This is a genomic window from Vibrio sp. 2134-1 (assembly GCF_033339495.1).
Window position 1 is genome coordinate 16,564 of sequence record NZ_JAWOUS010000017.1, and the last position, 24,237, is coordinate 40,800.

The window sequence follows — 24,237 nt, forward strand, 5'->3', positions numbered from 1 at the left end:
GAGTAACTCATCATTTAAAAGGGCCAATTGGCCCTTTCTTTTTATCCACTAAAAAAATAGTACTACTCGCAAAACTCTGCATGCGATATGCAACTTTTCACCAAAGAGTTTTATCTCACTCGAGAGCCCATCCCTTCCCCATTTTCAACCCACCTTAACTCTCCATAATCTTTCGCCAATGCAAGAGCATTATTAATTTTTAGGAAAGGGTTAAAAATGAAAAACAGTAAACAGAAAAAACAGCAAGGTTTTACCTTGATTGAATTAATGATTGTCGTCGCGATTATTGGTATTTTGGCCGCATTTGCCGTGCCTGCATATCAAAATTACACCAACAAAACTCATGCTTCTGAAATGCTCAGTGCTGCATCAGCGATGAAAGCGGGTGTAGGCGTCTGCCTATTAAGTGGTGGCACTGATTGCGGAGCCGGACAGCCTAATGTTCCCGCAAGTCAAGAATTTGATAAAGGTGCCGGAAACCATTTTGCAGTTACCTCTGATGTCAAAGTAACTGCTGCAGCTACCTCGTCAGCAGCAGCTAGCATCACAGGAACCGTTACCGCAACAGTAGATGCAACTGACGGTAAAGCAGGTCTGAAAAAGAACGGGACCATAAATCTAGCGCCAAAATTGACTATGTCAGGGGTGACTTGGGAGGTTACCTGTGATCTTGGCAGCAATGACTACTGTCCTAAGAGCTAATGCTAACCAATCTCTCCACGGTTCTTCGCCAGGCCGGATTACTAACATTTTCCCAAGAAGAATCGTTGCTTGAGCAAGTCAAAGCTTCTGGCATTTCGATGCCAGAAGCTTTACTCAGTTCAGGGTTATTCACGTCAAGCGAACTCGCTGAGCACTTAAGCTCTCTCTTTGGTTTAAATCAGCCCGAGTTATCTCAGTACGAGTACGCTTCGCTTTGTCAACAACTCGGTCTACGTGAATTAATCACTCGGCATAACGCACTCCCACTCCAACGTACGCCTTCAACGTTATTATTAGCGGTTGCCGACCCCACGAACCAACAAGCAGAAGATGACTTCCGCTTTGCGACAGGGTTGCAAGTAGAACTTGTTCTCGCTGATTTTCGCGAGCTGACCGCTGCGATTCGGCGCTTATATGGCCGCGCACTTGGGCAGGAAAAGTCTGGGTTAAAAGAGATCAACCAAGAAGAGTTAGCCAACCTGGTTGATGTGGGCGCAGATGAAATCGACAACATTGAAGACTTGAGCCAAGACGAGTCACCCGTCAGCCGTTACATAAACCAAATTCTGCTGGACGCTGTGCGCAAAGGCGCATCCGATATCCACTTTGAGCCTTATGAAAAGATGTACCGCGTTCGCTTACGCTGTGATGGCATCTTAATTGAAACACAGCAGCCACCAAGCCACTTAAGTCGCCGCTTATCCGCTCGTATCAAAATCCTCTCTAAGCTTGATATTGCAGAGCGACGTTTACCACAAGATGGGCGTATAAAGCTCAAGTTGAATCAAGACACCGCGATTGATATGCGTGTATCCACACTACCGACTCTATTCGGAGAGAAAATTGTATTACGACTGCTCGACAGCAGCTCTGCGTCACTGGATATCGACAAGCTTGGTTATAGCGAACAACAAAAACAATTGTACTTGGATGCGCTCCGTCGCCCACAAGGCATGATTCTGATGACAGGCCCAACTGGGAGCGGGAAAACCGTTTCTCTGTACACTGGGCTGAGTATTCTCAATAAACCAGAAATCAACATTTCCACGGCAGAAGACCCAGTAGAAATTAACTTATCGGGCATTAACCAAGTTCAAGTTCAGCCTAAGATTGGTTTTGGTTTTGCCGAAGCCCTGCGCTCTTTCTTACGTCAAGACCCCGATGTAGTAATGGTCGGTGAGATTCGTGATTTAGATACCGCCGAAATCGCTATAAAAGCATCGCAAACCGGTCACTTAGTACTTTCAACCTTGCATACCAATTCTGCGGCTGAAACGGTGATTCGTTTATCAAACATGGGCGTAGAAAGCTTTAACTTGGCCTCATCTCTTAGTTTGATTATTGCCCAGCGCTTGGCCCGAAAACTGTGCTCGCACTGCAAACAGTCGCAAGAGCTTACCGTTCAGCTACAACATCTCGGAATTCAAACAAGCGACAACATTTTTAAAGCCAATCCCGATGGATGCAATGAGTGTACCCATGGTTATTCCGGCCGAACGGGGATTTATGAAGTGATGCGCTTTGATGAATTTCTTTCCGAAGCGCTTATTAAAGGCGCCTCGGTACATGAACTAGAAAAACTCGCCATCGCAAATGGTATGAGCACGTTACAAATGTCGGGCATAGAAAAACTCAAACAAGGGATCACAAGTTTTAGTGAACTACAGCGCGTACTTTATTTTTAATCCTTTAATCAGCAGTCACCTCTATGAAAAGCACTACACCACAACTTAAAAACTTCCGCTGGAAAGGCATCAACAGTTCAGGCAAAAAGACATCTGGGCAAACCCTCGCGATGACAGAAATTGAAGTACGCGAGCGTCTAGACGCACAGCACATCAAGATCAAGAAGTTAAAGAAAAGCAGTATTTCGTTTCTCACTAAACTCAGCCATCGCGTGAAAGGCAGAGACATCACGGTGTTTACCCGGCAAATTTCGACGATGTTGATAACCGGTGTCCCCTTAGTTCAGGCTTTAAAATTGGTATCAGAAAACCACAAAAAAGCAGAGATGAAATCCATTTTGATGAGCGTGACACGCGCCGTTGAAGCGGGTACGCCCATGTCAAAAGCCATGCGCACTGCAAGTGAACACTTTGACCCACTCTATACCGACCTTATCGCCACAGGTGAGCAATCCGGTAACTTAGCAGAAGTATTCGAGCGCTTAGCCACCTACCGAGAAAAAAATGAACAACTCCGTGCGAAAGTGATCAAAGCCCTGATTTACCCAGCGATGGTAGTGCTAGTCGCGTTAGGCGTCTCGTTTATCATGCTCACCAAAGTCATTCCCGAGTTTGAAAAAATGTTTGTTGGTTTTGGTGCTGACTTACCTTGGTTTACCAGGCAAGTATTAGATCTTTCCGCCTGGACACAAAACTGGAGTCCGTTTATCGCACTAGGCTCCATTAGTTTATTCATCTCGGCGAGAATCATCTCTAAGCGTTCAGATTCTTTTCGCTTAATGCTCAACCGCTCTGTGCTTAAATTTCCTGTTCTGGGCCCTGTATTATCAAAAGCTGCTATCGCCAAATTTAGTCGAACACTCGCCACAAGCTTTACAGCGGGTATTCCAATTCTAACCAGTTTAAAAACCACATCAAAAACCTCAGGAAACTTACACTATCAACTCGCCATAGAAGAAGTTTACCGTGATACCGCCGCAGGTATGCCAATGTATGTTGCCATGCGTAACTGTAATGTGTTCCCTGAATTAGTGTTACAAATGGTCATGATCGGTGAAGAGTCTGGTCGACTTGACGATATGCTCAATAAAGTTGCAACGATCTACGAGTTTGAAGTCGATAACACCGTCGACAACCTTAGTAAAATTCTAGAGCCACTAATTATCGTTTTTTTAGGCATCGTTGTTGGCGGATTAGTGACAGCAATGTACTTGCCAATCTTTAACTTAATGAGTGTATTGGGCTAGAATGAGCTGTTAACTCCTTTAAAACAGCATCTTGCTGATTTCACTCATCGCTCAAGAGACAAATATGGAAGTATTCCAGTACTACCCTTGGCTATTCGTTGTGTTTGCCACCATCTTCGGTCTGATCGTGGGTAGCTTCCTCAATGTGGTTATTTATCGACTACCTAAAATCATGGAACTAGAATGGCGACGCGAATGTGCCGAGTCATTTCCTGAATACAAAATAGAACCTCCTAAAGAAGTGCTGACCTTGAGCGTCCCACGCTCCTCCTGCCAGAAATGCGCAACACCGATACGTATTCGCGACAACATTCCTGTGATTAGCTGGCTGCTTTTAAAAGGCAAATGTCACAACTGTCAGGCAACCATTAGTGCACGCTATCCACTGATTGAACTGCTCACCGCGTTCTGTTCAGGCTTTATCGCTTATTACTTTGGTTTTAGTTACTTTACCGTTGCCCTACTCTTTTTTACTTTTATCTTAATCGCCGCAACATTTATCGATCTCGATACTATGTTGTTACCTGACCAATTAACATTACCATTAACTTGGGCTGGCATTGCCTTAGCATTAGTCGAAATAAGTCCTGTTACTCTACAAGATTCTGTCATTGGTGCTATTGCTGGTTACCTATGTCTCTGGTCCGTTTACTGGGGCTTTAAGCTACTTACTGGTAAAGAAGGAATGGGATATGGTGATTTTAAACTACTAGCAGCACTAGGGGCTTGGCTGGGCTGGCAGTCACTGCCGATGATCATTCTACTTTCTTCTGTGGTTGGCATCGTATTTGGCATCATTCAACTACGCTTGCAAAAGCAGGGAATTGAAAAAGCTTTCCCTTTCGGTCCTTACTTAGCAATTGCTGGTTGGATAAGCTTAATTTGGGGCGACCAGATTTTAAACTGGTACTTTACTTCAGTTCTAGGAGTGTAAATGGCTTTGGTTATTGGTTTAACAGGCGGTATCGCTAGTGGAAAAACAACCGTCGCGAACCTGTTCAAACAACAATTTAAAATCGATATCGTCGATGCCGACATTGTAGCAAGAGAAGTTGTCGAGCCAGGTACTCCCGGCCTAAACGCGATTATTGAACACTTTGGTCACGATATCGTTCGTGAAGACCAAACTTTAGATCGCGCAAAGCTGAGAGAAAAAATCTTTTCGAATTCAGATGAAAAAGCATGGCTCAACGCACTGTTGCACCCGATAATTCGTGAAAAGATGATCGAAGATTTGCAGCAAGTCACTTCAAAGTATGCGTTACTTGTGGTGCCGTTGCTCGTAGAAAACAAGCTAGATAGTTTGTGTGATCGCATTCTTGTCGTCGATGTAGAACCGAATACACAGATATCTCGCACGATGAAACGAGACAATGTGAGTGAAGATCAAGTTCGCGCCATCCTTGCCTCTCAAGCATCAAGAGAGCAAAGGCTCGCGCTTGCAGACGATGTGGTTAAGAATAATCCAAGTGACCCTGATCTTTTGCTTCAAATCACAGATTTGCACGAAAAGTACCTAGCCATGTGTAAGAAAAATCTGCGAAAATAGGAACGAAACTCACAAAGGCTTATGTCGATGACCACGCACAAATTTGAACATCCGTTAAATGAGAAAACTCGTATTTATCTAAGAGTGGAGTCTCTGCTGCGTCAGGCTCACTTGGCCTCTGGGTTTAGCGAAAATCACCAGTACCAACTGTTTTTCCGTGCGTTATTCGATATGGTTGAGATCTTCGAACAGATCCAGCTGAAAAGTGAACTGGCCAAAGATTTAGAGAAGCAACGGCTGTCGTACCGCCATTGGCTAAATGTTGATGGCGTCGATCAAGACGCATTAAATACCCTACTACAAGAGATAGATGTCGTTCATAGCCAACTGATGGGTGCTGAACGTTTTGGCCAAGCATTAAAAGAAGATCGCTTCCTAAGCTCTATCCGTCAACGCTTTAATCTACCGGGTGGTTCATGCTGTTTTGATCTGCCAGCATTACACTACTGGCTTCATCTACCTATTGAACGTAAAAAGCGTGATGCACAACAGTGGCAAGCAAGTTTAAAGCCCTTATCTGATGCGCTTTCGTTATGGTTAAAGCTCACTAGAGAGACCGGACATTTCAAAGCTCAAATCGGTCGTGCAGGTTTCTTCCAAAGTGACGCTGATGAAGCCAACATTCTAAGACTTCACATCCCAATGGAATATGGCGTGTATCCTATGATTTCAGGCCATAAAAACCGCTTTGCGATCAAGTTCATGTCGTTTGAAAACGGTCAAGCGTGCACACAAGATATTGAATTTGAACTTGCTGTGTGCAGCTAAGACGACACTACGCCTCGCCTCCATAATCTAAAATTCAACGCTTTATTGCGCTTATATTTGATAAAATTTCGTAGCAGCAATAGCGCGTTGAATAAGCCATCTTTAATTCGTTTAGGTATACTACCCTTTAACACCAATTAGTAATGGGACGCTCAACTATGTCTAAAGTTACCATCGTTCAATGTCCACAATGTGGCGCCGACGTAGAATGGGGAGAACAAAGTCCTCATCGCCCTTTCTGCAGTAAACAATGCCAAATGATTGATTTTGGTGAATGGGCAGATGAAGAAAACACCATCCCAGGCGCACCCGATATGTCCGATAGTGATGGTTGGTCTGAAGACCAGTATTAAATTGAGACCTAGGGTAAAGGAATACCCTAGGTTCCTTCTTGGGGAATCTGAATCACGCTCCTTCGTCGCTGTCCAGAATGACGAATTTTAACCGCGGTACCCTGTAATCTTTGGCTATCAATTCCCGTCATTCAGAGGAGCCATAGCGAAATCAAGAACCTACTCATAGCAAGAATACTGTTGGACAACTGAAACACTAGCATTCTCAGCGAGTAGATTTTTAACCACGCTCCTTCGTCGCTGTCCAGAATGACGAATTTTTACCACGGTACTCTGTAATCTTTGACCATCATTTCCTGTAATTCCGAGGAGCCATAGCGACATTAAGAATCAACTAACAGCAAGGATGAAGCTAACAACTTAAACACTTACATTCTCAACTAGTAGATTCTGAATCACGGTCCTTCGTCGCTATCCAGAATGACGAATTTTAACCACAGTACCCAGTAATATTTGATCATCATTTCCCGTCATTCCGAGGAGCCATAGCGACATCAGGAATCTATTCACAACAAGACAGAGGCGTGGAGTGTACGTCAGTGCATGAGCATCGACAGTGCAGGTCGGGTGAAAAGAAACGAGCAAGCTAATTACACAAATAAAAAAACGGAGCCCTAAAAGGACTCCGTTTAAGATGAGAACGCTAGTTATAGCATTACTTCTTAGCAAGTTTCTCTTTGATACGAGCAGACTTACCAGAACGCTCACGTAGGTAGTACAACTTGGCACGACGTACTGCACCACGGCGTTTAACTTCGATGCTATCAACGATTGGAGAGTGTGTTTGGAACGTACGCTCAACACCTTCACCGTTAGAGATCTTACGTACAGTGAAAGCAGAGTGTAGACCACGGTTACGGATTGCGATTACAACGCCTTCGAAAGCCTGTAGACGCTCACGGTCACCTTCTTTTACCTTAACTTGAACTACAACAGTGTCACCTGGTGCAAATTTAGGTAGGTCTGATTTCATTTGCTCTTCTTCAAGAGCTTTGATGATGTTACTCATTTTTTAAATTCCTAGAATAAACTGATACTAAATAAATTAGGTTACTTTGCGTTATGTTCTTTAATGGCTTTATGCTCATTAACAAACTCAGCAAGTAATTGTTCCTGTTCGTCAGTCAGAGCTAGGTTTTCCAGGAGCTCTGGTCTTCTTAGCCAAGTACGGCCCAACGACTGCTTGAGTCGCCATTGACGAATGTCCTTGTGATTGCCTGACATCAGTACAGCTGGTACCTCTTTGTCATCCAATACTTCTGGACGCGTATAGTGAGGGCAATCTAACAAGCCATTTGCAAAAGAGTCTTCTTCTGCTGACGCGAAATCCCCTAGTACACCCGGAACAAACCGAGAGACAGAGTCGATTAACGTCATGGCTGGTATCTCACCACCCGTCATCACAAAATCACCAATCGACCATTCTTCGTCGACTTCAGATTGAATGATGCGCTCATCTACCCCTTCATAACGACCACAAATCAGAAGCAAGTTCTCATTCGTTGCCAGTTCTTCCACTCCTTTCTGGTCGAGCTTGCGACCTTGAGGAGAAAGGTAGATGACTTTCGTCTTGCCCGGTGAGGCTGCTTTCGCGGTATGAATGGCATCGCGCAAAGGCTGAACCATCATTAACATACCAGGGCCACCACCGTAAGGTCGGTCATCGACTGTGCGATGTTTGTCGTGAGTGAAATCTCTAGGATTCCAAGTCTCAATCGACAAAAGACCTTTTTTAACCGCTTGACCTGTTACTCCAAAATCAGTAACAGAACGGAACATTTCTGGAAAAAGGCTAATAACGCCAACCCACATGTTTATCTCGCTCTGTAATTTTGGAGATTAGAATCCAGGATCCCAGTCAACTTCGATCCGTTGAGCTTCGCGATCAACATTAATGATCACTTGCTCTTCAAGGAACGGGATTAATCGTTCCTTCTGCCCGAAAGCATCTTTAAGATTTGCTTTAACAACCAGAACATCGTTTGAGCCAGTTTCTAGCATGTCAGTAACGACACCTAGATCGTAACCTTTAGTAGTTACAACTTGCATCCCAAACAATTCGCGCCAGTAGAACTCATCTTCTGACAATTCAGGAAGTACCGCAGGGTCAATAGCAATTTCAAAGTTCGTCATTAGATGCGCGTCTTCACGAACATCCATGCCTTCCAGCTTAGCCACCATACCTTTGTTATGGCGCTTCCAGCTTTCTACTTTGTACTCAACCCACTTGCCCTTTTGGTTAATGTACCAAGGGCTGTAATCGAAAATGCTTTCAGCATTGTCTGTGTAGGAAAAAACCTTAAGCCAACCACGAATGCCGTAAGTAGCACCAAACTTGCCTACAACAATCTTTTCGTTGCTCATTGTTTCTTTACCTTTCATCGACATAAACTAGTTTCTACTTTTCAAGTAAAAAATTAAGCCGCTTTTTGAGCGTCTTTAACTAGCTTAGCAACACGGTCAGATACTGACGCGCCTTGACCAACCCAGTGGTTAACGCGGTCTAGGTCTAGACGTAGACCTTCTTCTTGACCTTTAGCAGTTGGGTTGAAGAAACCAACTTTCTCGATGAAACGGCCAGTTGCAGCGTTGCGGCTGTCCGCTACTACGATTTGATAAAATGGACGCTTTTTAGCGCCGTGACGTGCCAAACGAATGGTTACCATGTCGTCCTCTTTGCTTTCTCAAAAATAAAATTAACCCCAAAAACCATTCAAGAAATTAAACAGCTTGGGGTCTCGTGCCAAAATAAAGCTCCGGAATTTTACTCTTCTCCCGGAGCAATGCAAGGAGTTTAGTTACTTTTTCACCAACATAAATTGAATTTAAAGTTTGTGACGTACCTAACACCCTGAATCTATGCGTGATCGATTAATTAACGACCAAATGGGTTGAAGCCACCGCCACCACCCATGCCGCCCATCATGCCTTGCATGTTGCGCATCATGCCTTTCATGCCACCTTTTTGCATCTTTTTCATCATTTTCTGCATTTGGGTGAACTGTTTTAGTAAGCGGTTTACATCTTGAACCTGCACACCAGAACCAGCCGCGATACGCTTCTTGCGCGAGCCCTTGATAATTTCTGGGCGTTGACGTTCTTTCATTGTCATGGAGCTGATGATCGCTTCCATCTGTTTGAACATCTTGTCATCGACTTTATCTTTCACATTGTCTGGTAGCTGGGACATTCCTGGAAGCTTATCCATCATCCCCATCATGCCGCCCATGTTTTGCATCTGGCCTAGCTGTTCACGGAAATCTTCAAGGTCGAAACCTTTCTTCTCTTTGAACTTCTTCGCTAACTTTTCTGCCTTTTCTTGGTCAACGTTGCGTTGTAGGTCTTCAATCAAAGACAGAACGTCACCCATGCCAAGAATACGTGAAGCAACACGATCTGGGTGGAACGGTTCTAGCGCGTCAGTTTTTTCACCGACACCCAAGAATTTGATTGGTTTGCCCGTGACATGGCGTACTGAAAGTGCCGCACCACCACGAGCATCACCATCAACCTTAGTTAGAACTACACCGGTAAGAGGTAGCGCATCGCCAAAGGCTTTTGCTGTATTTGCTGCGTCTTGACCCGTCATGGCGTCAACAACAAATAGCGTTTCTACTGGGTTGATAGCTGCGTGAAGATCTTTGATCTCCCCCATCATCTCTTCATCAATTGCCAAACGACCTGCGGTATCGACAATAAGTACGTCGTAGAACTTTTTCTTCGCATGGTCAATCGCTGCATTGGCGATATCAATAGGCTTTTGGTCTGGTGATGATGGGAAGAAGTCAACACCGATGTCTGATGCCAGTGTTTCAAGCTGCTTGATTGCCGCAGGACGGTAAACGTCGGCAGACACAACCAAGACTTTCTTCTTGTCACGTTCTTTTAGAAGCTTAGATAACTTACCTACCGATGTGGTTTTACCCGCACCTTGTAGACCAGCCATAAGAAGCACAGCAGGTGGTTGAGCAGCAAGGTTTAGCGCCTCATTCGACTCACCCATTACGGCTTCAAGTTCTGTTTGAACGATCTTGATAAATTCCTGACCTGGAGTCAGAGATTTAGAAACTTCTACGCCCACCGCTTTTTCTTTAACGCGGTTCACAAATTCACGAACGACCGGAAGCGCAACGTCAGCTTCAAGTAGAGCCATTCGGACTTCACGTAGGGTTTCTTTAATGTTGTCTTCGGTCAGACGACCTTTACCACTGATATTTTTCAGCGTTTTGGATAATCGATCCGTTAAATTCTCAAACATCTTTGTCTCTTCGCTAAAATGGCGATTAATTAGTGTGAGTATACATTAGCCAAGGTCTGAGTCATACCCGTACCGCTGTCCTATTCTTGTCTCTATTTATATATGGTGCGGTAACTTATTAATTTCAATATCTCATCTCTCACGATTGATGTCGGATATAACGTAGCCCCAAAGTGTAATGCAAGGTATAATTTCTCCATCGTGCACAATAATATTTAGGATTCATGGATAGCTTAATAGCCATCGCGGCCGCCATACTTTATGTCTTGGCGATTGCGACCATCATACCCGGACTCTCACAACAGTCAGGAATCAAAGCAAAAACAGTGTTTGCTAGTGCTGCCTGTGCGCTTGTTTTTCATGCGTGGATTTTGAGTGATCTGATCTTTGATGGTTCAGGTCAAAACCTGAGTATTCTCAACGTGGCTTCTTTGATCAGTTTTATTATTTCTCTGGTCATGAGCCTTGCTATGTTGAAAAACCGACTGTGGTTTTTATTGCCTGTCGTTTATAGCTTTGCTGCCATCAATTTATCTGCTGCCACATTTTTGCCAAGCACGTTTATAAAGCACCTAGAGAATGACCCTAAGCTACTCATTCATATTTCATTTGCGCTCTTCTCATACGCGACTTTAACTATCGGGGCACTCTATGCGCTTCAGTTGGCTTGGCTGGATCACAAACTGAAAGCAAAAAAATCTTTGGCGATTAACCCAAACCTGCCGCCTCTATTAATGGTGGAGCGTCAACTCTTCAAAATTATTTTGATCGGTAACTTATTGTTAACTGCCACGCTCATTACTGGCTTTGTCTTTGTGCAGGATATGTTTGCCCAAGGTAAGGCACATAAGGGCATTCTTTCTTTCATCGCTTGGGTGGTGTACTCAATACTGCTTTGGGGTCACTATCAAAAAGGCTGGCGTGGTAGAAAAGTCACATGGTTCGCTGTTGCAGGAGCAACACTGTTAACTCTGGCATATTTTGGCAGTCGCTTTGTAAAAGAAATCATCTTGAATTAAGGAGCTCTAGGGCTCCTATCCTTTATATTTTAGGCTAGATAAAATACAGTACGCCTTAACTCTTTGACTTAACGGACTTACTCAACCGTTATATAACCCAATACTTACAAGGAACAGCAACGTTTTGGACGACATCTCTACGGGTATCTTGTTTGCGCTACTCGCGTGTCTTATCGTCATATCAGGTTACTTTTCCGGTTCAGAAACAGGGATGATGTCTCTGAATCGTTATCGCTTAAAACACTTAGCCAAAAACGGGCATAAGGGTGCTAAGCGAGTCGAAAGACTATTAGACCGTCCAGATCGTTTGATTGGTCTTATTCTTATCGGCAACAACCTCGTTAATATTCTCGCGTCTGCTATCGCAACCATTATTGGTATGCGTTTGTATGGTGATTTAGGTGTCGCTATCGCAACCGGTGCACTAACTATGGTTGTACTGGTTTTTGCCGAGGTTACCCCTAAAACAATTGCAGCGCTTTACCCTGAACGCGTGTCCTACGCGAGCAGTATATTATTGACCATACTGATGAAGTTACTGTCGCCTTTAGTGATGCTTGTTAACTTTATTACGAATGGCTTTATCCGCTTACTTGGCGTAAGAGCGGATCACTCAGCAGAAGATCATCTTAGCTCCGATGAGCTGCGTACGGTGGTAAATGAAGCTGGCGGTTTGATTCCTCGCCGACACCAAGACATGCTGGTGTCGATTTTGGATCTTGAGCACGTCACCGTGAACGACATTATGGTCCCACGCAATGAAATTACTGGTATCGATATTAATGACGACTGGAAATCCATTGTTCGTCAGCTAACCCACTCACCACATGGACGCATAGTTTTCTATCGTGACCAAATTGATGAAGTGGTTGGCATGCTGCGCTTGCGCGAGGCTTATCGTCTGATGTTGGAAAAGAACGAATTCAACAAAGAAACGCTATTACGTGCTGCTGATGAGGTCTATTACATCCCAGAAGGCACACCACTGAACGTGCAAATGTTGAAATTCCAACGTAACAAGCAACGTATCGGTCTGATCGTGGATGAGTACGGTGATATCATCGGTCTAATCACTCTTGAAGATATTCTGGAAGAGATCATTGGTGAGTTCACGACGTCCATTTCTCCAAGCCTCTCTGATGAAATCAGTCCTCAAGGTGACGGAAGCTTTCTTATTGAAGGCAGCACCAATATCCGAGATATCAACAAAGGCCTGAAATGGGATTTACCAACGGATGGCCCGAGAACGCTAAACGGGCTCATTTTAGAACACTTGGAAGATATTCCTGAGAGCCATCTAAGTGTGAGAGTAGCGGGTCACCCAATGGAACTTGTTGAGATTGAAGAGAACCGAATCAAGCTCGTTCGTGTTTATCCGAAGAAGAAAAAATCGACATCCAAATAACCAAAAGAAAAGCCTGACTCATGTCAGGCTTTTTACTTATTGGGGCAATATGCTTCTTAATGAGCACCTAGTCGATGCGCAACTCTTTTAACATCGACTCAGGCAAAGCAAGTTCATCATTTTTGTTCACCGAAACACCAGCATCCAAAATGTTCTTTGCGATCTGTTGTGCTTCTTTTAAAGAGTGCATTGCTGCCGTGCCGCATTGGTATTCGTTAAGTTCAGGGATCTTATTCTGACTTTCTACCTTCAGCACATCTTCCATTGCTGCAATCCAAGCATCTGCGACTTGCTGCTCTGATGGTGTGCCAATCAGGCTCATGTAAAAACCTGTGCGGCAACCCATAGGCGAAATATCGATGATCTCAACAGAATCACCGTTTAGGTGATTACGCATAAAGCCTGCATAAAGGTGCTCTAGGGTGTGAATACCTTTTTCAGAAAGAATGTCTTTGTTTGGCGCAGTAAAGCGTAAGTCGAAAACAGTAATCGTATCCCCTTTTGGGGTCTGCATGGTTTTCGCCACTCGTACAGCGGGTGCGTTCATACGAGTGTGGTCCACGGTAAAACTATCGAGTAAAGGCATTACATCTCTCCTGATTGTAACTCCAGTACCTTTCGGTAATGGATAAATGTCATTCATCCCTACAGCACATGAACTGACTGTGGGCTAAAAGAACCAGCTGCTGTTGTCTTCTAATTCCTGACGACATTGCTTCAGCTGCCAGCCATAAGTTTTCGCTGTTTGTTCAACACGTCGAGCGACTTTGATTAAACTAGGCTTTCGATTATAAGTACCTCGCTTATACCCACCTCGCCCTTCATGATAAGCCAGATACTGGTTATAGGGATCCCATAATGAAATCCCTAGCTGACGCCGTGTTTCATGAGTATACCAACCGACAAACATCATAGAATCATCGAAGTTGGTACGAGAGCCACCCTGACCTGTGGCATCTTGGAAGTCTTCCCAAGCAGGGTCTTGAGCTTGAGCGTAACCATACGCACTGCTGACTCGTCCCCAAGGAATAAACCCTAGCAAATAATCTTTAGGTGGTTTTGCATCGTGCCGAAAGCTGCTTTCTTGTTTAATGATGGCCATAGCGACATGAATAGGGGTCCCCCATTCATCTTCCATATCTTTGGCATCATCGTACCAACCGGATTTCTCTCGGAATATCTCGCATAAGTTATTCTGCTGCTTTGGCGGTGCCGTAGCACAACCTGCAAGTAACACGCTTCCAAGTACCGCTACTACTGACGACTTAATGTTCAACCGCACCAATCCTTAGTTAGTCATTACTGCTTCAGGTAAGCAAAGTAATCTTCCAAAAAATCATCAAAAGAAAGCGTATCACTCTGCTCTGCTTGCTTTTGTTTTTCCACGGACGACGCTACTTCCGTTTCCATCGTATCTTGTGAATAGTACTGATAACCGTGAGCTAGGTTTTCATCACGGTACTTCATACCAAGAGTACAACCAACTTTACCTAGCCCACCCAGCTCTTTCGTTAGCTCTAATAGTTGACCAGAGATCGTTAGTTCTGGGTTATCAATCCATGTCTCGAGTTGATTACACACATCTTGGTATGCACTGCCACCAGCGGTCATATCCATTTGCTGTGCTATTTGACGTAACTCGACGAAAACTCGGTGTGCCCAATCTTGTAGAGATAGACGCTCACCTTGGCAACCAATTTGCAGCATTAGACCTTTTTCACGGCCAGAAACAATGACTTTATTCCAGTTATCGCGCCAACACTCTAATTCACAGTTATCCATAGGGTCTGAGTCTGACAAGGCCGCCCAGGTAAGGAAGAGATCCAAGAATCGTACTTGCTCTTCATTTAAACCCACTGCGCTGAATGGGTTAACATCTAGAGAACGAACTTCAATGTATTCGACACCACCGCGTCGTAACGCATCTGAAGGCTTCTCACCACTTTTCGATACACGTTTTGGACGAATCGGAGCGTACAGTTCATTCTCAATTTGTAAGATATTGGAATTAAGCTGGCGGTATTCACCATCAACTTTTACCCCAATTTTCGCAAACTCTTCTGATGGGTGGCGAATCGCATCACTCAAACCATCGAGGTATTGGTCAATGCTGTTAAAACCAATTTTCAGCACACTTTGAGCACTATTGGTATAGCCAAGATCGCTCAAACGCAAAGACGTCGACTTCGGCAAATATAATGTCCCGCCAATCTTCTCGAATGGCAGATCGGTTTCACGACCTTGAATAAAAGAGCCACATAACGCTGGTGATGCACCAAAGAAGTAGGGAATCATCCAGCCAAAGCGGTAGTAATTACGGATCAACGCAAAGTACGCATCAGACTTAGCATCTTGGCGGGCTTGTTCATCTTGCTCGCCATAGAGCGCATCCCAAAATGTTTCAGGAAACGAGAAGTTAAAGTGGACACCTGAAATAATTTGCATCAGGCTGCCATAACGACGCTTTAGGCCTTCTCGGTACAACGTTTTCATTTTCGCTGCATTCGAAGAGCCATACTGGGCTAACTGAATATCATCCTCTGAGTCTACGTAGCACGGCATTGATAGTGGCCACATTTTCTCTTCACCCATTTTGGTTTGAGTGAAATGATGGATATCTTTCAGCTGTGCCATCAGTTCTGGAATTTCATGTGACACAGGCGTAATGAACTCTAACAATGATTCCGAAAAATCCGTTGTGATCCATTGATTTGTGAACGCAGAGCCTAACCCTTCAGGATGAGGAGTTGTAGCTAGATGTCCATCCTGACGATAGCGCAAAGTTTCTCGCTCAACACCGCGTCCAAACTGCTTAAATACTTCGGGGTTTGATGCAACTTTTTTTAGTCGCGCAGCAAAATCAGTCAAAATGAGGTTCGCTTATATTGGGAGCAGGACACTTGTTACATAACACAAGTGTAAGCTAAGTTATTGATAGTTAATGCATCTAGATAAATAACCCACGAAAAGTTGCTTATCTAGATGAATAGCGGAGAAACGTTTCTCCGCTATTAAATGTGTACTCTATCGAATGATTTCAAGCTCTTCTACGTCTTTCCCCAACTTTTCTAATTGAGGACGCAACGATTTAGCATCACCAACGACGATAATTTGATAGTCATTTGGATCAAACCATTTCTGAGCCAGCGCATTCAACGTCTGCTTATCAACTTTTTCTACGATAGCGTTTCTTTGCTGCAAGTAATCATGATCGAGGTTGTACTTAAGAATATCACTGATGAGCTCCGCTTTTTGTGTTGGCGTTTCATATTTCAGTGCATCTTTTTGACCGACCGCTTGACGCATAAATTTCATCTCTTCATCAGTAATACCTGACTGCGAGTATTCATTTAGCTCATTTTCCATCTCAATGATCGAAGCAACCGTTGCATCCGCTCGTACTTGCGCGGTGAAAACCACCGAGCCTGTTTCTGGATTACCAGAGAAATAGCCGTAAGCACCGTATGTGTAACCCTTGTCTTCACGTAGATTTTGGTTAATGCGGCTATTGAAGTTCCCAGCTAAGTTGAAGTTTGCCAGTTGGCTTAGGTAAAAATCGCCCGTTGCGTCGTAAGGCATACCTTGACGAACCATCATGACCACACTTTGCGGCGCTCCTGGTTTATCAACAAGATGGATCTTTTGCTCACCTAATGCAGCAATGCTTTGCGGTGCATACAATGGCGCAGCTTCATCTTGCCAGTTTTTCCAGAACGTCAGTTGCTGCTCAATTTCCTGTTTATTGATGTCACCAACAACGACGATTTGCGCACTTTGTGGCGTGTAATGCTTCGAGTAGAATTCACGGACATCATCCAACGTTAATGCACTGACACCTGCTTGCGTGCCGTCTTTTGGTCGAGCAAAAACCGAATCCCCATAGAGCACCTGGCGACTCGCTTGTGACGCCATCCAACTTGGATTTTGGTGCTCATATACCAGGCCTTCTAGCGCTTGCATTTTTACACGCTCGAAATCATCTTGATTAAATGCAGGAGACAGCAACATCTCTTCGACAATTTTTAACGTCGGCTCTAAGTTCTTTTCTAGAGCAGAAACACTGATGTTTGTTGTATAACCTGTGGCATTAACAGAGATAACACTACCCAGTTTATCAAGCTCAGCTTGAATCTCTTCGACACTGCGTTTCGTTGTGCCTTCTTGCAACATCGCAGCGGTCAATTGGGCAAGACCTTCTTTACCCTTTTCAACAAAACGTGTCCCTGCAGGTAGACTAAATTGCATCATCACCGTCGGCGTTTCATCGCTAACTGCACCAAGCAGCTCTGAGCCATTCTTGAAATGTAACTCGTACAGCTCTGGCATCGTCGCTTTCACTGGTTCTCCTACTGGCGGTTGCACTGAGCGATCGAAGTTATCGGTCGCACGACGATACGCCAATTGGTCATCGGAAATCTTCTCATATTCTGGCAACGTACGCTTTGGTGTCACAAAGGTCGCAGGTTTTACGACAAGGTCTGTTTTTCCTTTTGGGACCACGCTTAGGGTCACTTTGTTCTTACCTTGGATAAAGTCCGTATACGCTTTTTCTACCGAAGTCGGCGTAACTGCACGGATTTGTTCAAGCTGTTGCTCAAGACGATCAGGATCGCCGAAAAATGTCTCGTTGGAAGCCAACTGAGTCACTTTACCTTTAACGCTTTCTAGCGCAAAAATAGCATCCGCTTCCGCTTTACCCTTCAACTGCTCAAGGCGATCTTCTGTCACGCCTTTTTCCGCAAACTGATTCAGTGATTGTAAAAGCTCGTCGTACAGTTTTGATAGGTCGCCTTTGTCTCCAGAATCGCCCATTGCGTAAACGTAAAAGTTACACGCCAGTTCAGCACAGTCATGGAATGAACCAGCATCGACCGCTTTTTGAGTCTTCACTAGGTCTTGATAGAGCACGCTGTTGGTACCGCCACCCAATACTTCTGATAACGTGTCGAGAGACGCTTGGCTTTCTTCGCCGTTGTAGGTTGTTGGCCACGCGATCATCACCATAGGTTGTTGAATACGATCTTCTAGAGTGATGTATTTATCTTCTTGCAGTTTTGCAGGTTGTTTCGGCGCATTTTCAACCTCAGGACCACGAGGAATCGAACCGAAGTACTTATTTACCCACTCTAGAGTTTGTTCAACGTCTAAGTCACCACCGATCGTGATAGTCGCATTGTTTGGGCCATACCAACGCAAGAAAAACGCTTTGAGGTCGTTCACATCAACACGATCAAGATCTTCAACATAACCAATGGTTTGCCACGAATACGGATGACCTTCAGGATATAGCGCTTCGGACATGCGCTCCCAAATTAAGCCATAAGGACGATTATCGTAACGCTGAGCTCGCTCATTTTTTACAGTCGAACGCTGAATTTCAAATTTGCGTTGAGAAACCGCATCCAACAAAAAGCCCATACGGTCAGACTCTAACCACAGCATTTTCTCGAGCTGGTTAGCAGGGACAGTTTCAAAGTAGTTAGTACGATCGCGGTTTGTTGTACCATTTAACGTGCCGCCAGCCTCTGTGATGATTCTGAAGTGCTCTTGGTCACCAACGTTCTCTGAACCTTGGAACATCATGTGCTCAAAGAAATGCGCAAAACCAGACTTACCCACTTCTTCACGAGCTGAACCAACATGGTAAGTCACATCCACATGGACCAATGGGTCAGAATCTTCAGGAGCTAAGATCACCGTTAAACCATTATCGAGTTTATACTTTTGGTATGGAATCTTAACTTTGCCTTCTTCAGCTTTCGATGACTCAACGAAAGTTACCCCTTTCGGCAGTGATGAAACTGGCGTATTTGATGCACAGCCCGTGATCACCAACAGTGAACACGCGCCAACCCAAAACATCTTCATGTACTTTCCTTAAAATAATCCGAGATAGATGGCCGCAAGTAAGCTATACCTAGCAGCCTTTCCTAAAAATATTAAAATCACGCAAGGCAGAAACTTCATTCTTAGCCACCCTGCGGCTAAACACAGCGGGTCTCCTATTACAGGTAACCAGCTAAAAAATAATCCCCAATAGCCATACTTAGAGAGCCACTTTAATGCGGTATGACCGTGCTTTTCCTCTTGTGCTTTGTTGGGAATCCACAAGCCAAGCCAATAATTTGTTAAGCCACCAAGCGTATTACCGATAGTAGCGACCATAACAATTGAAGAAACGGAGTATTGATTTAATGAGAGAGTGGCAACTAAGCCCGCCTCAGAACCACCAGGCAACAACGTGGCACTGAGAAAACCGGTCATGAAAAGCACCCATAATGCTGAATCTGAAAACCAAAGCGCTAAACTTTCAAAACTCGTGTTAAATGCTTCTAGCATGTCATATCAAGCAACACCTTGCCTCTGGTTCTTCCTGATTCGACCTGCTGGTGAGCACCAATGACATCACTCATAGGATAAACCTGTTGAATTTCAGTCTTCAGTAAGCCAACGCCGACCATGTACAACAAGGTATCTAACTGCGCAGGGTCTGGTTCAACCAACATGCCACTAGCCTCAAAGCCTAGGAGTTTGGCTTTTTCACAAATCAGCTCAGCAGTTATGGTTGGAACGGTGATGACTCTCGCATTGTCTTTCAGGCATTTAAGCGCATCTAACGCAGCATCTCCGCCTACTAAATCAATCAAAACATCAACATCTTCAACACGTTCTGACACTGGTGCAAATTGATAGTTCACTGCATGAGCACCGAGCGTCGCAAGGTAATCTAAATTTCGTTCACTGCAGGTTGTAAAGACTTCCGCTTTCGTCGCGATCGCAATTTGTACCGCGAGGTGTCCAACACCACCGGCACCAGCGAGGATAAGTACGCGATCGTTTTCCGTCACATTAGCCTTACTGAGAGCTTGTGCCGCAGTTTGTCCCGCCAACGGTAATGCAGCAGCTGCCTCTAAAGTGACAGAGCTAGGAACATGACTTAACTCAGTTTCTGGAACACATATGTATTGACTGTATCCACCGCCTCGAACTGGGAAACCAATAAATCCAGCCACCTCATCACCTTCATTAAAGCGTGATGCCCCCTCTCCACAAGACATCACTTTTCCTGAGATGTCGTAACCTGGCACCCAAGGTAAATTATCCTTATTCTGCGCTGCCGCCCAACCGAGCCCAGCTCGAGTTTTGACATCAATAGGATTTACGCCTGAAAAAGCGACTTTTACTAAGACTTCACCAAGCTGTGGTGATGGTGTAGAAGCATGTTGAATCGCGAGTACGTTGGCATCACCAAACTCAGTGATAACGATCTGTTTGTGTTCCATAAACCATTCCCTGCAAGAAAACAAAAAGGGATGCGAAAGCATCCCTTTGACTATAAACCATTTTGTTAACCTAAGTTAATCGTGATTTTGTAAATTGGTTGATCATTCCATTTTCAATAATGTCTAACCAACAAGTGCTAACAATATACCAGCCGCAACGGCTGAACCCAGCACACCAGCAACGTTTGGTCCCATCGCATGCATTAACAAGAAGTTTTGCGGGTTAGCTTGTAAACCAACTTTGTTTACGACTCGCGCGGCCATTGGTACCGCAGAAACGCCAGCCGCACCAATAAGTGGGTTGATGTCTTCTTTCGAGAACTTGTTAAGCAGTTTCGCCATCAGGACGCCCGCACCAGTACCGATACTAAATGCAACTGCGCCTAACCCCAAGATACCTAACGTTTCTAGGTTCAAGAACTGCTCAGCTTGCAGCTTAGAACCAACACCAAGACCTAAAAAAATAGTCACTATGTTGATCAATTCATTTTGAGCAGTTTTCGATAAACGATCGACCACACCAGCTTCACGCATCAAGTTACCCAAACAGAACATACCAACCAATGGCGTAGCTGAAGGTAAGAACAGAATCGTCATCAGTAATACAGCAAGCGGGAAGATGACTTTCTCCCATTTACCAACATGACGAAGCTGAGCCATCTTAATTTGACGTTCTTCCTTGGTTGTCAGTGCTTTCATGATTGGTGGCTGGATGATCGGCACCAATGCCATATAGCTGTATGCCGCGACTGCAATCGCACCTAGCAGATCTGGAGAGAGCTTACTCGCTAAGAAAATCGCTGTCGGCCCATCAGCACCACCGATGATCGCGATAGACGAAGCATCTGCCATGGAGAACTCCATGCCAGGTACATAGTTGAGCAAAATAGCGCCAAACAGTGTTGCAAAAATACCAAACTGCGCAGCCGCACCTAACCACAACGTTTTTGGGTTTGCGATCAAAGCACCAAAGTCGGTCATCGCGCCCACACCCATGAAGATCAATAGCGGGAACACACCCGATTCAATCCCAATGTAGTAAACGTAGTAGAGCAAGCCACCAGGCTCAGTAAAGCCAGCATTTGGAATATTCGCCAAAATAGTACCGAAACCAATCGGCAATAACAGTAAAGGTTCAAATCCTTTTTTAATTGCCAAAAACAGCAAAGTACAACCAACCAGCATCATACAGATTTGGCCGAACTCGAAGTTAGCGATCCCTGTTTCTGCCCAAAGGGTTAACAATCCGTCCATGATACTCCCTTACGCCAGGCTCAACAGAGGCGCACCTACTGTGACAGCATCGCCTTCTTTAACGTTCAGCTCTTGAACCACACCACCACGCGCCGCTCGTACTTCAGTTTCCATTTTCATCGCTTCAAGGATGAGCAATACATCGCCTTCAGCTACCTCAGCACCAGGCTGAACATTCACTTTGAAGATGTTACCTGCAAGAGGAGCAGGCACCGCTTCAGCTGAAGCATTAGAAGGTGTGCTAGGTGTAGCCGATTTTGCCGGTGCATTAGAAGGAGCAACAGATGTCAGTTCACCTTTAGGACCAACTTCCACCTCATACACCTGCCCGTCAACACGTACACTATAAGTTTCTACACCGCCAGTTGCTGGTTGAGCCGCAGGTACAGCAGGCTTTGCAGCTTCTAGCGTTGGTGCAGGCTCAAATGCTTCTGGGTTTTCACGATTCTTAAGGAACTTAAGCCCAACTTGAGGGAAAAGTGCATAAGTGAGTACGTCATCAACACGCTCACTTGCTAGCTTAATGCCTTCTGATTTCGCTTTCTCCATCAGATCAACCGTAAGCGTCTCCATTTCAGGCTCAAGTAAATCGGCAGGACGACAGGTAATTGGCTCTTTACCATCAAGCACTTTCGCTTGCAGTTCTGCATTTAACTCGGCTGGCGCTTGACCGTACTCACCTTTCAATAGACCAGCGGTTTCCTTGGTAATACTCTTATAGCGCTCGCCAGTAAGAACGTTAATCACCGCTTGCGTACCGACGATCTGTGAAGTTGGAGTCACCAATGGAATGAAACCAAGATCTTCACGTACACGAGGGATCTCTTCTAATACTTCATCAATGCGATCCGCAGCGCCCTGCTCTTTCAACTGGCCTTCCATATTGGTCAGCATACCACCAGGCACTTGAGCAATCAGGATGCGTGAATCGACTCCTTTTAACTGGCCTTCCCACTTCGCATACTTCTTACGTACCTCACGGAAATATGCGGCGATAGGTTCCAGTTGCTCGAGTTTCAAATTGGTATCTCGCTCGGTGCCTTCTAGCATAGCGACTACCGTTTCAGTCGGTGTATGACCGTAAGTACAACTCATTGAAGAAATCGCAGTATCGAGAATATCAATACCGGCTTCTACTGCTTTTACCGCTGTTGCTGTAGACAGCCCCGTTGTTGCATGACAATGAAGTGCCAATGGCACATCACAAGACGCTTTGATACGCGTGATAAGCTCTTCCGCTTCATAAGGCTTAAGTAAGCCAGACATATCTTTAATACACAGCGAATGACAACCTAAATCCTCTAGGCGTTTTGCCAAGTCAACCCAAGTGTCTGCGTTATGCACTGGGCTCGTAGTGTAAGACAACGTACCTTGAGCATGCGCACCAACATCAACCGTTGCTTTAACGGCTTTCTGGAAGTTTCGCACGTCATTCATTGCATCAAAAATACGGAATACATCCATGCCGTTAGCATGCGCGCGTTCAACAAACTTCTCTACTACGTCGTCGGCATAATGGCGGTATCCTAAAAGGTTTTGACCACGCAGTAGCATTTGCATTGGTGTATTAGGCATCGCTTTTTTTAGTTCACGTAAACGCTCCCAAGGGTCTTCCCCTAAGAATCGAATACAAGAATCAAATGTTGCACCACCCCAAGTCTCTAGAGACCAGTAACCAACCTTATCCAACTCAGCTGCGATAGGCAGCATATCCTCAATACGCATACGCGTAGCAAATAGTGATTGATGGGCATCACGAAGGACCACATCAGTAATAGCTAGTGGTTTAGACATGCTCTTAAACTCCTTTTTAATCCTAGTTCGGCTACTTCGCGAATGAGGCGCGATGTTTATGAATCGCAGCCGAGATCGCCGCCACTACTTGTGGACTAACAGCTGAAGAGGTTGATTGAATATTAGTGTTTGTTTTTGGTGCTGCGATCGGCTCTGGTACTTCTTCTGGTACCAATTTCGACATTAACCGAACGAGATAAACAAGAATAGTGAGGAAAATAAATACGACCGCCATCCCCGTAAGCATCAGGGTGGCCGCATCTACTAGCAGGCTTCCTATATTAGTCATGTTGCTTCCTTTCTTTGTCATCCTGACAACGTGCAGGACTTTAATAGTGTCAAATCCCGACCCATGGATTATCTCGATTGGTTAAATTTTGTCAATTTTGTTTAAGGAAGGTTTGTAGTAATCCTGATAAATGATTATTTATTCACTACCCAGATCACAGTTCATGACAAAATAATCACTTCAAATCGCTATCACCTTACGAACAGAGTAAAGGAGGACATAAATAAAAACTGCGATTTAGATTTCAAAATCAAATCGGGATTCACGCAGTAAAAACCAACAAAAACAAAAAGATGAACAAGATTAACAATAAATAAACAAATAACAAACAAAGTGACTACATGAGAGTGATTGAAATGAAAAATGGAAGTCAGTGTATAGGAGGGATAATCAGGATGATTTCACACGATGCGACAGAAGCTTGATAGCAAATTGCTTAGATACGCACATATTCGCTTTTAAAAAAGAGGAACATAGGCTCTTCTAGTGATCCTACGCCATATTTCAGATGTCTAGATACAAAAAAGCCTCGCAATTGCGAGGCTGTTTCAATGAGTGGCGCGTCCTGGAGGATTCGAACCTCCGACCGCCTGGTTCGTAGCCAGGTACTCTATCCAGCTGAGCTAAGGAC

At 44.6% G+C, this 24,237-nt stretch carries 23 protein-coding genes; 9 read left to right on the forward strand and 14 right to left on the reverse strand.

What is annotated here, in order from left to right; translation table 11 throughout:
• Window positions 1-216: 216 nt before the first annotated feature.
• The 7 genes from R7R78_RS17650 (at window position 217) to yacG (ending at window position 6,304) form a co-directional block, all read left to right on the forward strand.
• The gene (locus R7R78_RS17650; RefSeq protein ID WP_005386619.1) at window positions 217-702 is read left to right on the forward strand and encodes a pilin; all 486 of its coding nucleotides are present in this window, start codon (window positions 217-219) and stop codon (window positions 700-702) included.
• On the forward strand, window positions 702-2,387 hold the full coding sequence (pilB, locus tag R7R78_RS17655) for a type IV-A pilus assembly ATPase PilB (RefSeq protein ID WP_213871672.1): 1,686 nt from the start codon (window positions 702-704) through the stop codon (window positions 2,385-2,387). Before R7R78_RS17650 ends, pilB begins: the two co-directional genes overlap by 1 nt.
• Window positions 2,388-2,410: 23 nt before the next feature.
• On the forward strand, window positions 2,411-3,634 hold the full coding sequence (locus R7R78_RS17660; RefSeq protein ID WP_225474068.1) for a type II secretion system F family protein: 1,224 nt from the start codon (window positions 2,411-2,413) through the stop codon (window positions 3,632-3,634).
• Window positions 3,635-3,698: 64 nt separating this feature from the next.
• Window positions 3,699-4,568, forward strand: coding sequence for a prepilin peptidase (locus R7R78_RS17665; protein WP_017635919.1), 870 nt, complete (start codon window positions 3,699-3,701; stop codon window positions 4,566-4,568).
• Entirely contained in the window at window positions 4,569-5,183 is a 615-nt protein-coding gene (gene coaE / locus R7R78_RS17670; RefSeq protein WP_225474069.1) for a dephospho-CoA kinase, read from the forward strand.
• Window positions 5,184-5,210: 27 nt separating this feature from the next.
• Window positions 5,211-5,951 (forward strand): cell division protein ZapD, encoded by a 741-nt coding sequence (gene zapD / locus R7R78_RS17675; RefSeq protein ID WP_005373086.1) that lies wholly within the window; start codon window positions 5,211-5,213, stop codon window positions 5,949-5,951.
• 158 nt (window positions 5,952-6,109) lie between these two features.
• The gene (gene yacG / locus R7R78_RS17680; RefSeq protein ID WP_017635922.1) at window positions 6,110-6,304 is read left to right on the forward strand and encodes a DNA gyrase inhibitor YacG; all 195 of its coding nucleotides are present in this window, start codon (window positions 6,110-6,112) and stop codon (window positions 6,302-6,304) included.
• A gap of 655 nt (window positions 6,305-6,959) precedes the next feature.
• On the opposite strand, the gene rplS is transcribed toward yacG, so the two are convergent.
• The 5 genes from rplS to ffh all read right to left on the reverse strand — a co-directional run bounded on the left by rplS (window position 6,960) and on the right by ffh (window position 10,562).
• On the reverse strand, window positions 6,960-7,313 hold the full coding sequence (gene rplS / locus R7R78_RS17685; protein ID WP_005379971.1) for a 50S ribosomal protein L19: 354 nt from the start codon (window positions 7,311-7,313) through the stop codon (window positions 6,960-6,962).
• A 41-nt stretch (window positions 7,314-7,354) separates the two neighbouring features.
• Window positions 7,355-8,116 carry a tRNA (guanosine(37)-N1)-methyltransferase TrmD gene (trmD, locus tag R7R78_RS17690; RefSeq protein ID WP_005385420.1) on the reverse strand — a complete coding sequence of 254 codons (762 nt, stop codon included), beginning with the start codon at window positions 8,114-8,116 and terminating at the stop codon, window positions 7,355-7,357.
• Between the two features lie 27 nt (window positions 8,117-8,143).
• Window positions 8,144-8,692 carry a ribosome maturation factor RimM gene (gene rimM, locus R7R78_RS17695; RefSeq protein WP_005379964.1) on the reverse strand — a complete coding sequence of 183 codons (549 nt, stop codon included), beginning with the start codon at window positions 8,690-8,692 and terminating at the stop codon, window positions 8,144-8,146.
• A gap of 29 nt (window positions 8,693-8,721) precedes the next feature.
• Window positions 8,722-8,970 carry a 30S ribosomal protein S16 gene (gene rpsP, locus R7R78_RS17700; protein ID WP_005379962.1) on the reverse strand — a complete coding sequence of 83 codons (249 nt, stop codon included), beginning with the start codon at window positions 8,968-8,970 and terminating at the stop codon, window positions 8,722-8,724.
• A gap of 209 nt (window positions 8,971-9,179) precedes the next feature.
• Window positions 9,180-10,562 (reverse strand): signal recognition particle protein, encoded by a 1,383-nt coding sequence (gene ffh, locus R7R78_RS17705; RefSeq protein ID WP_005385423.1) that lies wholly within the window; start codon window positions 10,560-10,562, stop codon window positions 9,180-9,182.
• A 224-nt stretch (window positions 10,563-10,786) separates the two neighbouring features.
• On the opposite strand from ffh, the gene R7R78_RS17710 reads away from it, so the two are divergent.
• On the forward strand, window positions 10,787-11,581 hold the full coding sequence (locus tag R7R78_RS17710) for an inner membrane protein YpjD (protein ID WP_005379950.1): 795 nt from the start codon (window positions 10,787-10,789) through the stop codon (window positions 11,579-11,581).
• Window positions 11,582-11,705: 124 nt separating this feature from the next.
• Entirely contained in the window at window positions 11,706-12,986 is a 1,281-nt protein-coding gene (locus R7R78_RS17715) for an HlyC/CorC family transporter (protein WP_005379948.1), read from the forward strand.
• 67 nt (window positions 12,987-13,053) lie between these two features.
• Here the strand turns inward: R7R78_RS17715 and luxS are convergent, their stop codons facing one another.
• The 9 genes from luxS to R7R78_RS17760 form a co-directional block, all read right to left on the reverse strand.
• Window positions 13,054-13,572, reverse strand: coding sequence for an S-ribosylhomocysteine lyase (gene luxS, locus R7R78_RS17720; protein ID WP_017820391.1), 519 nt, complete (start codon window positions 13,570-13,572; stop codon window positions 13,054-13,056).
• A gap of 84 nt (window positions 13,573-13,656) precedes the next feature.
• Window positions 13,657-14,262: a hypothetical protein gene (locus R7R78_RS17725; RefSeq protein WP_005379943.1), complete on the reverse strand. Its 606-nt coding sequence runs from the start codon at window positions 14,260-14,262 to the stop codon at window positions 13,657-13,659.
• Window positions 14,263-14,285: 23 nt separating this feature from the next.
• Window positions 14,286-15,854, reverse strand: coding sequence for a glutamate--cysteine ligase (gshA, locus tag R7R78_RS17730; RefSeq protein WP_206970625.1), 1,569 nt, complete (start codon window positions 15,852-15,854; stop codon window positions 14,286-14,288).
• Between the two features lie 156 nt (window positions 15,855-16,010).
• Window positions 16,011-18,854, reverse strand: coding sequence for a M16 family metallopeptidase (locus R7R78_RS17735; protein ID WP_017820389.1), 2,844 nt, complete (start codon window positions 18,852-18,854; stop codon window positions 16,011-16,013).
• A 9-nt stretch (window positions 18,855-18,863) separates the two neighbouring features.
• Window positions 18,864-19,325, reverse strand: a complete 462-nt coding sequence (locus R7R78_RS17740; protein WP_005379938.1) for a YqaA family protein — start codon at window positions 19,323-19,325, stop codon at window positions 18,864-18,866.
• Window positions 19,319-20,269 (reverse strand): NADP-dependent oxidoreductase, encoded by a 951-nt coding sequence (locus R7R78_RS17745; RefSeq protein ID WP_225474070.1) that lies wholly within the window; start codon window positions 20,267-20,269, stop codon window positions 19,319-19,321. Before R7R78_RS17745 ends, R7R78_RS17740 begins: the two co-directional genes overlap by 7 nt.
• Window positions 20,270-20,392: 123 nt before the next feature.
• Window positions 20,393-21,523 carry a sodium ion-translocating decarboxylase subunit beta gene (locus tag R7R78_RS17750; protein ID WP_225474071.1) on the reverse strand — a complete coding sequence of 377 codons (1,131 nt, stop codon included), beginning with the start codon at window positions 21,521-21,523 and terminating at the stop codon, window positions 20,393-20,395.
• A gap of 9 nt (window positions 21,524-21,532) precedes the next feature.
• On the reverse strand, window positions 21,533-23,317 hold the full coding sequence (oadA, locus tag R7R78_RS17755) for a sodium-extruding oxaloacetate decarboxylase subunit alpha (RefSeq protein ID WP_225474072.1): 1,785 nt from the start codon (window positions 23,315-23,317) through the stop codon (window positions 21,533-21,535).
• A 31-nt stretch (window positions 23,318-23,348) separates the two neighbouring features.
• On the reverse strand, window positions 23,349-23,606 hold the full coding sequence (locus R7R78_RS17760; RefSeq protein ID WP_005379932.1) for an oxaloacetate decarboxylase subunit gamma: 258 nt from the start codon (window positions 23,604-23,606) through the stop codon (window positions 23,349-23,351).
• Window positions 23,607-24,237: the final 631 nt, after the last annotated feature.

Bases quoted from the DNA above. Each gene is read 5' to 3' on its own strand.
- R7R78_RS17745 (WP_225474070.1), bottom strand. From the start codon at position 20,269: ATGGAACACAAACAGATCGTTATCACTGAGTTTGGTGATGCCAACGTA.
- luxS (WP_017820391.1), bottom strand. From the start codon at position 13,572: ATGCCTTTACTCGATAGTTTTACCGTGGACCACACTCGTATGAACGCA.
- zapD (WP_005373086.1), top strand. From the start codon at position 5,211: ATGACCACGCACAAATTTGAACATCCGTTAAATGAGAAAACTCGTATT.
- ffh (WP_005385423.1), bottom strand. From the start codon at position 10,562: ATGTTTGAGAATTTAACGGATCGATTATCCAAAACGCTGAAAAATATC.
- R7R78_RS17740 (WP_005379938.1), bottom strand. From the start codon at position 19,325: ATGCTAGAAGCATTTAACACGAGTTTTGAAAGTTTAGCGCTTTGGTTT.
- trmD (WP_005385420.1), bottom strand. From the start codon at position 8,116: ATGTGGGTTGGCGTTATTAGCCTTTTTCCAGAAATGTTCCGTTCTGTT.
- rplS (WP_005379971.1), bottom strand. From the start codon at position 7,313: ATGAGTAACATCATCAAAGCTCTTGAAGAAGAGCAAATGAAATCAGAC.
- R7R78_RS17735 (WP_017820389.1), bottom strand. From the start codon at position 18,854: ATGAAGATGTTTTGGGTTGGCGCGTGTTCACTGTTGGTGATCACGGGC.
- R7R78_RS17750 (WP_225474071.1), bottom strand. From the start codon at position 21,523: ATGGACGGATTGTTAACCCTTTGGGCAGAAACAGGGATCGCTAACTTC.
- R7R78_RS17665 (WP_017635919.1), top strand. From the start codon at position 3,699: ATGGAAGTATTCCAGTACTACCCTTGGCTATTCGTTGTGTTTGCCACC.
- rimM (WP_005379964.1), bottom strand. From the start codon at position 8,692: ATGTCGATGAAAGGTAAAGAAACAATGAGCAACGAAAAGATTGTTGTA.
- oadA (WP_225474072.1), bottom strand. From the start codon at position 23,317: ATGTCTAAACCACTAGCTATTACTGATGTGGTCCTTCGTGATGCCCAT.
- R7R78_RS17650 (WP_005386619.1), top strand. From the start codon at position 217: ATGAAAAACAGTAAACAGAAAAAACAGCAAGGTTTTACCTTGATTGAA.
- R7R78_RS17710 (WP_005379950.1), top strand. From the start codon at position 10,787: ATGGATAGCTTAATAGCCATCGCGGCCGCCATACTTTATGTCTTGGCG.
- pilB (WP_213871672.1), top strand. From the start codon at position 702: ATGCTAACCAATCTCTCCACGGTTCTTCGCCAGGCCGGATTACTAACA.
- R7R78_RS17760 (WP_005379932.1), bottom strand. From the start codon at position 23,606: ATGACTAATATAGGAAGCCTGCTAGTAGATGCGGCCACCCTGATGCTT.
- coaE (WP_225474069.1), top strand. From the start codon at position 4,569: ATGGCTTTGGTTATTGGTTTAACAGGCGGTATCGCTAGTGGAAAAACA.
- R7R78_RS17660 (WP_225474068.1), top strand. From the start codon at position 2,411: ATGAAAAGCACTACACCACAACTTAAAAACTTCCGCTGGAAAGGCATC.
- rpsP (WP_005379962.1), bottom strand. From the start codon at position 8,970: ATGGTAACCATTCGTTTGGCACGTCACGGCGCTAAAAAGCGTCCATTT.
- yacG (WP_017635922.1), top strand. From the start codon at position 6,110: ATGTCTAAAGTTACCATCGTTCAATGTCCACAATGTGGCGCCGACGTA.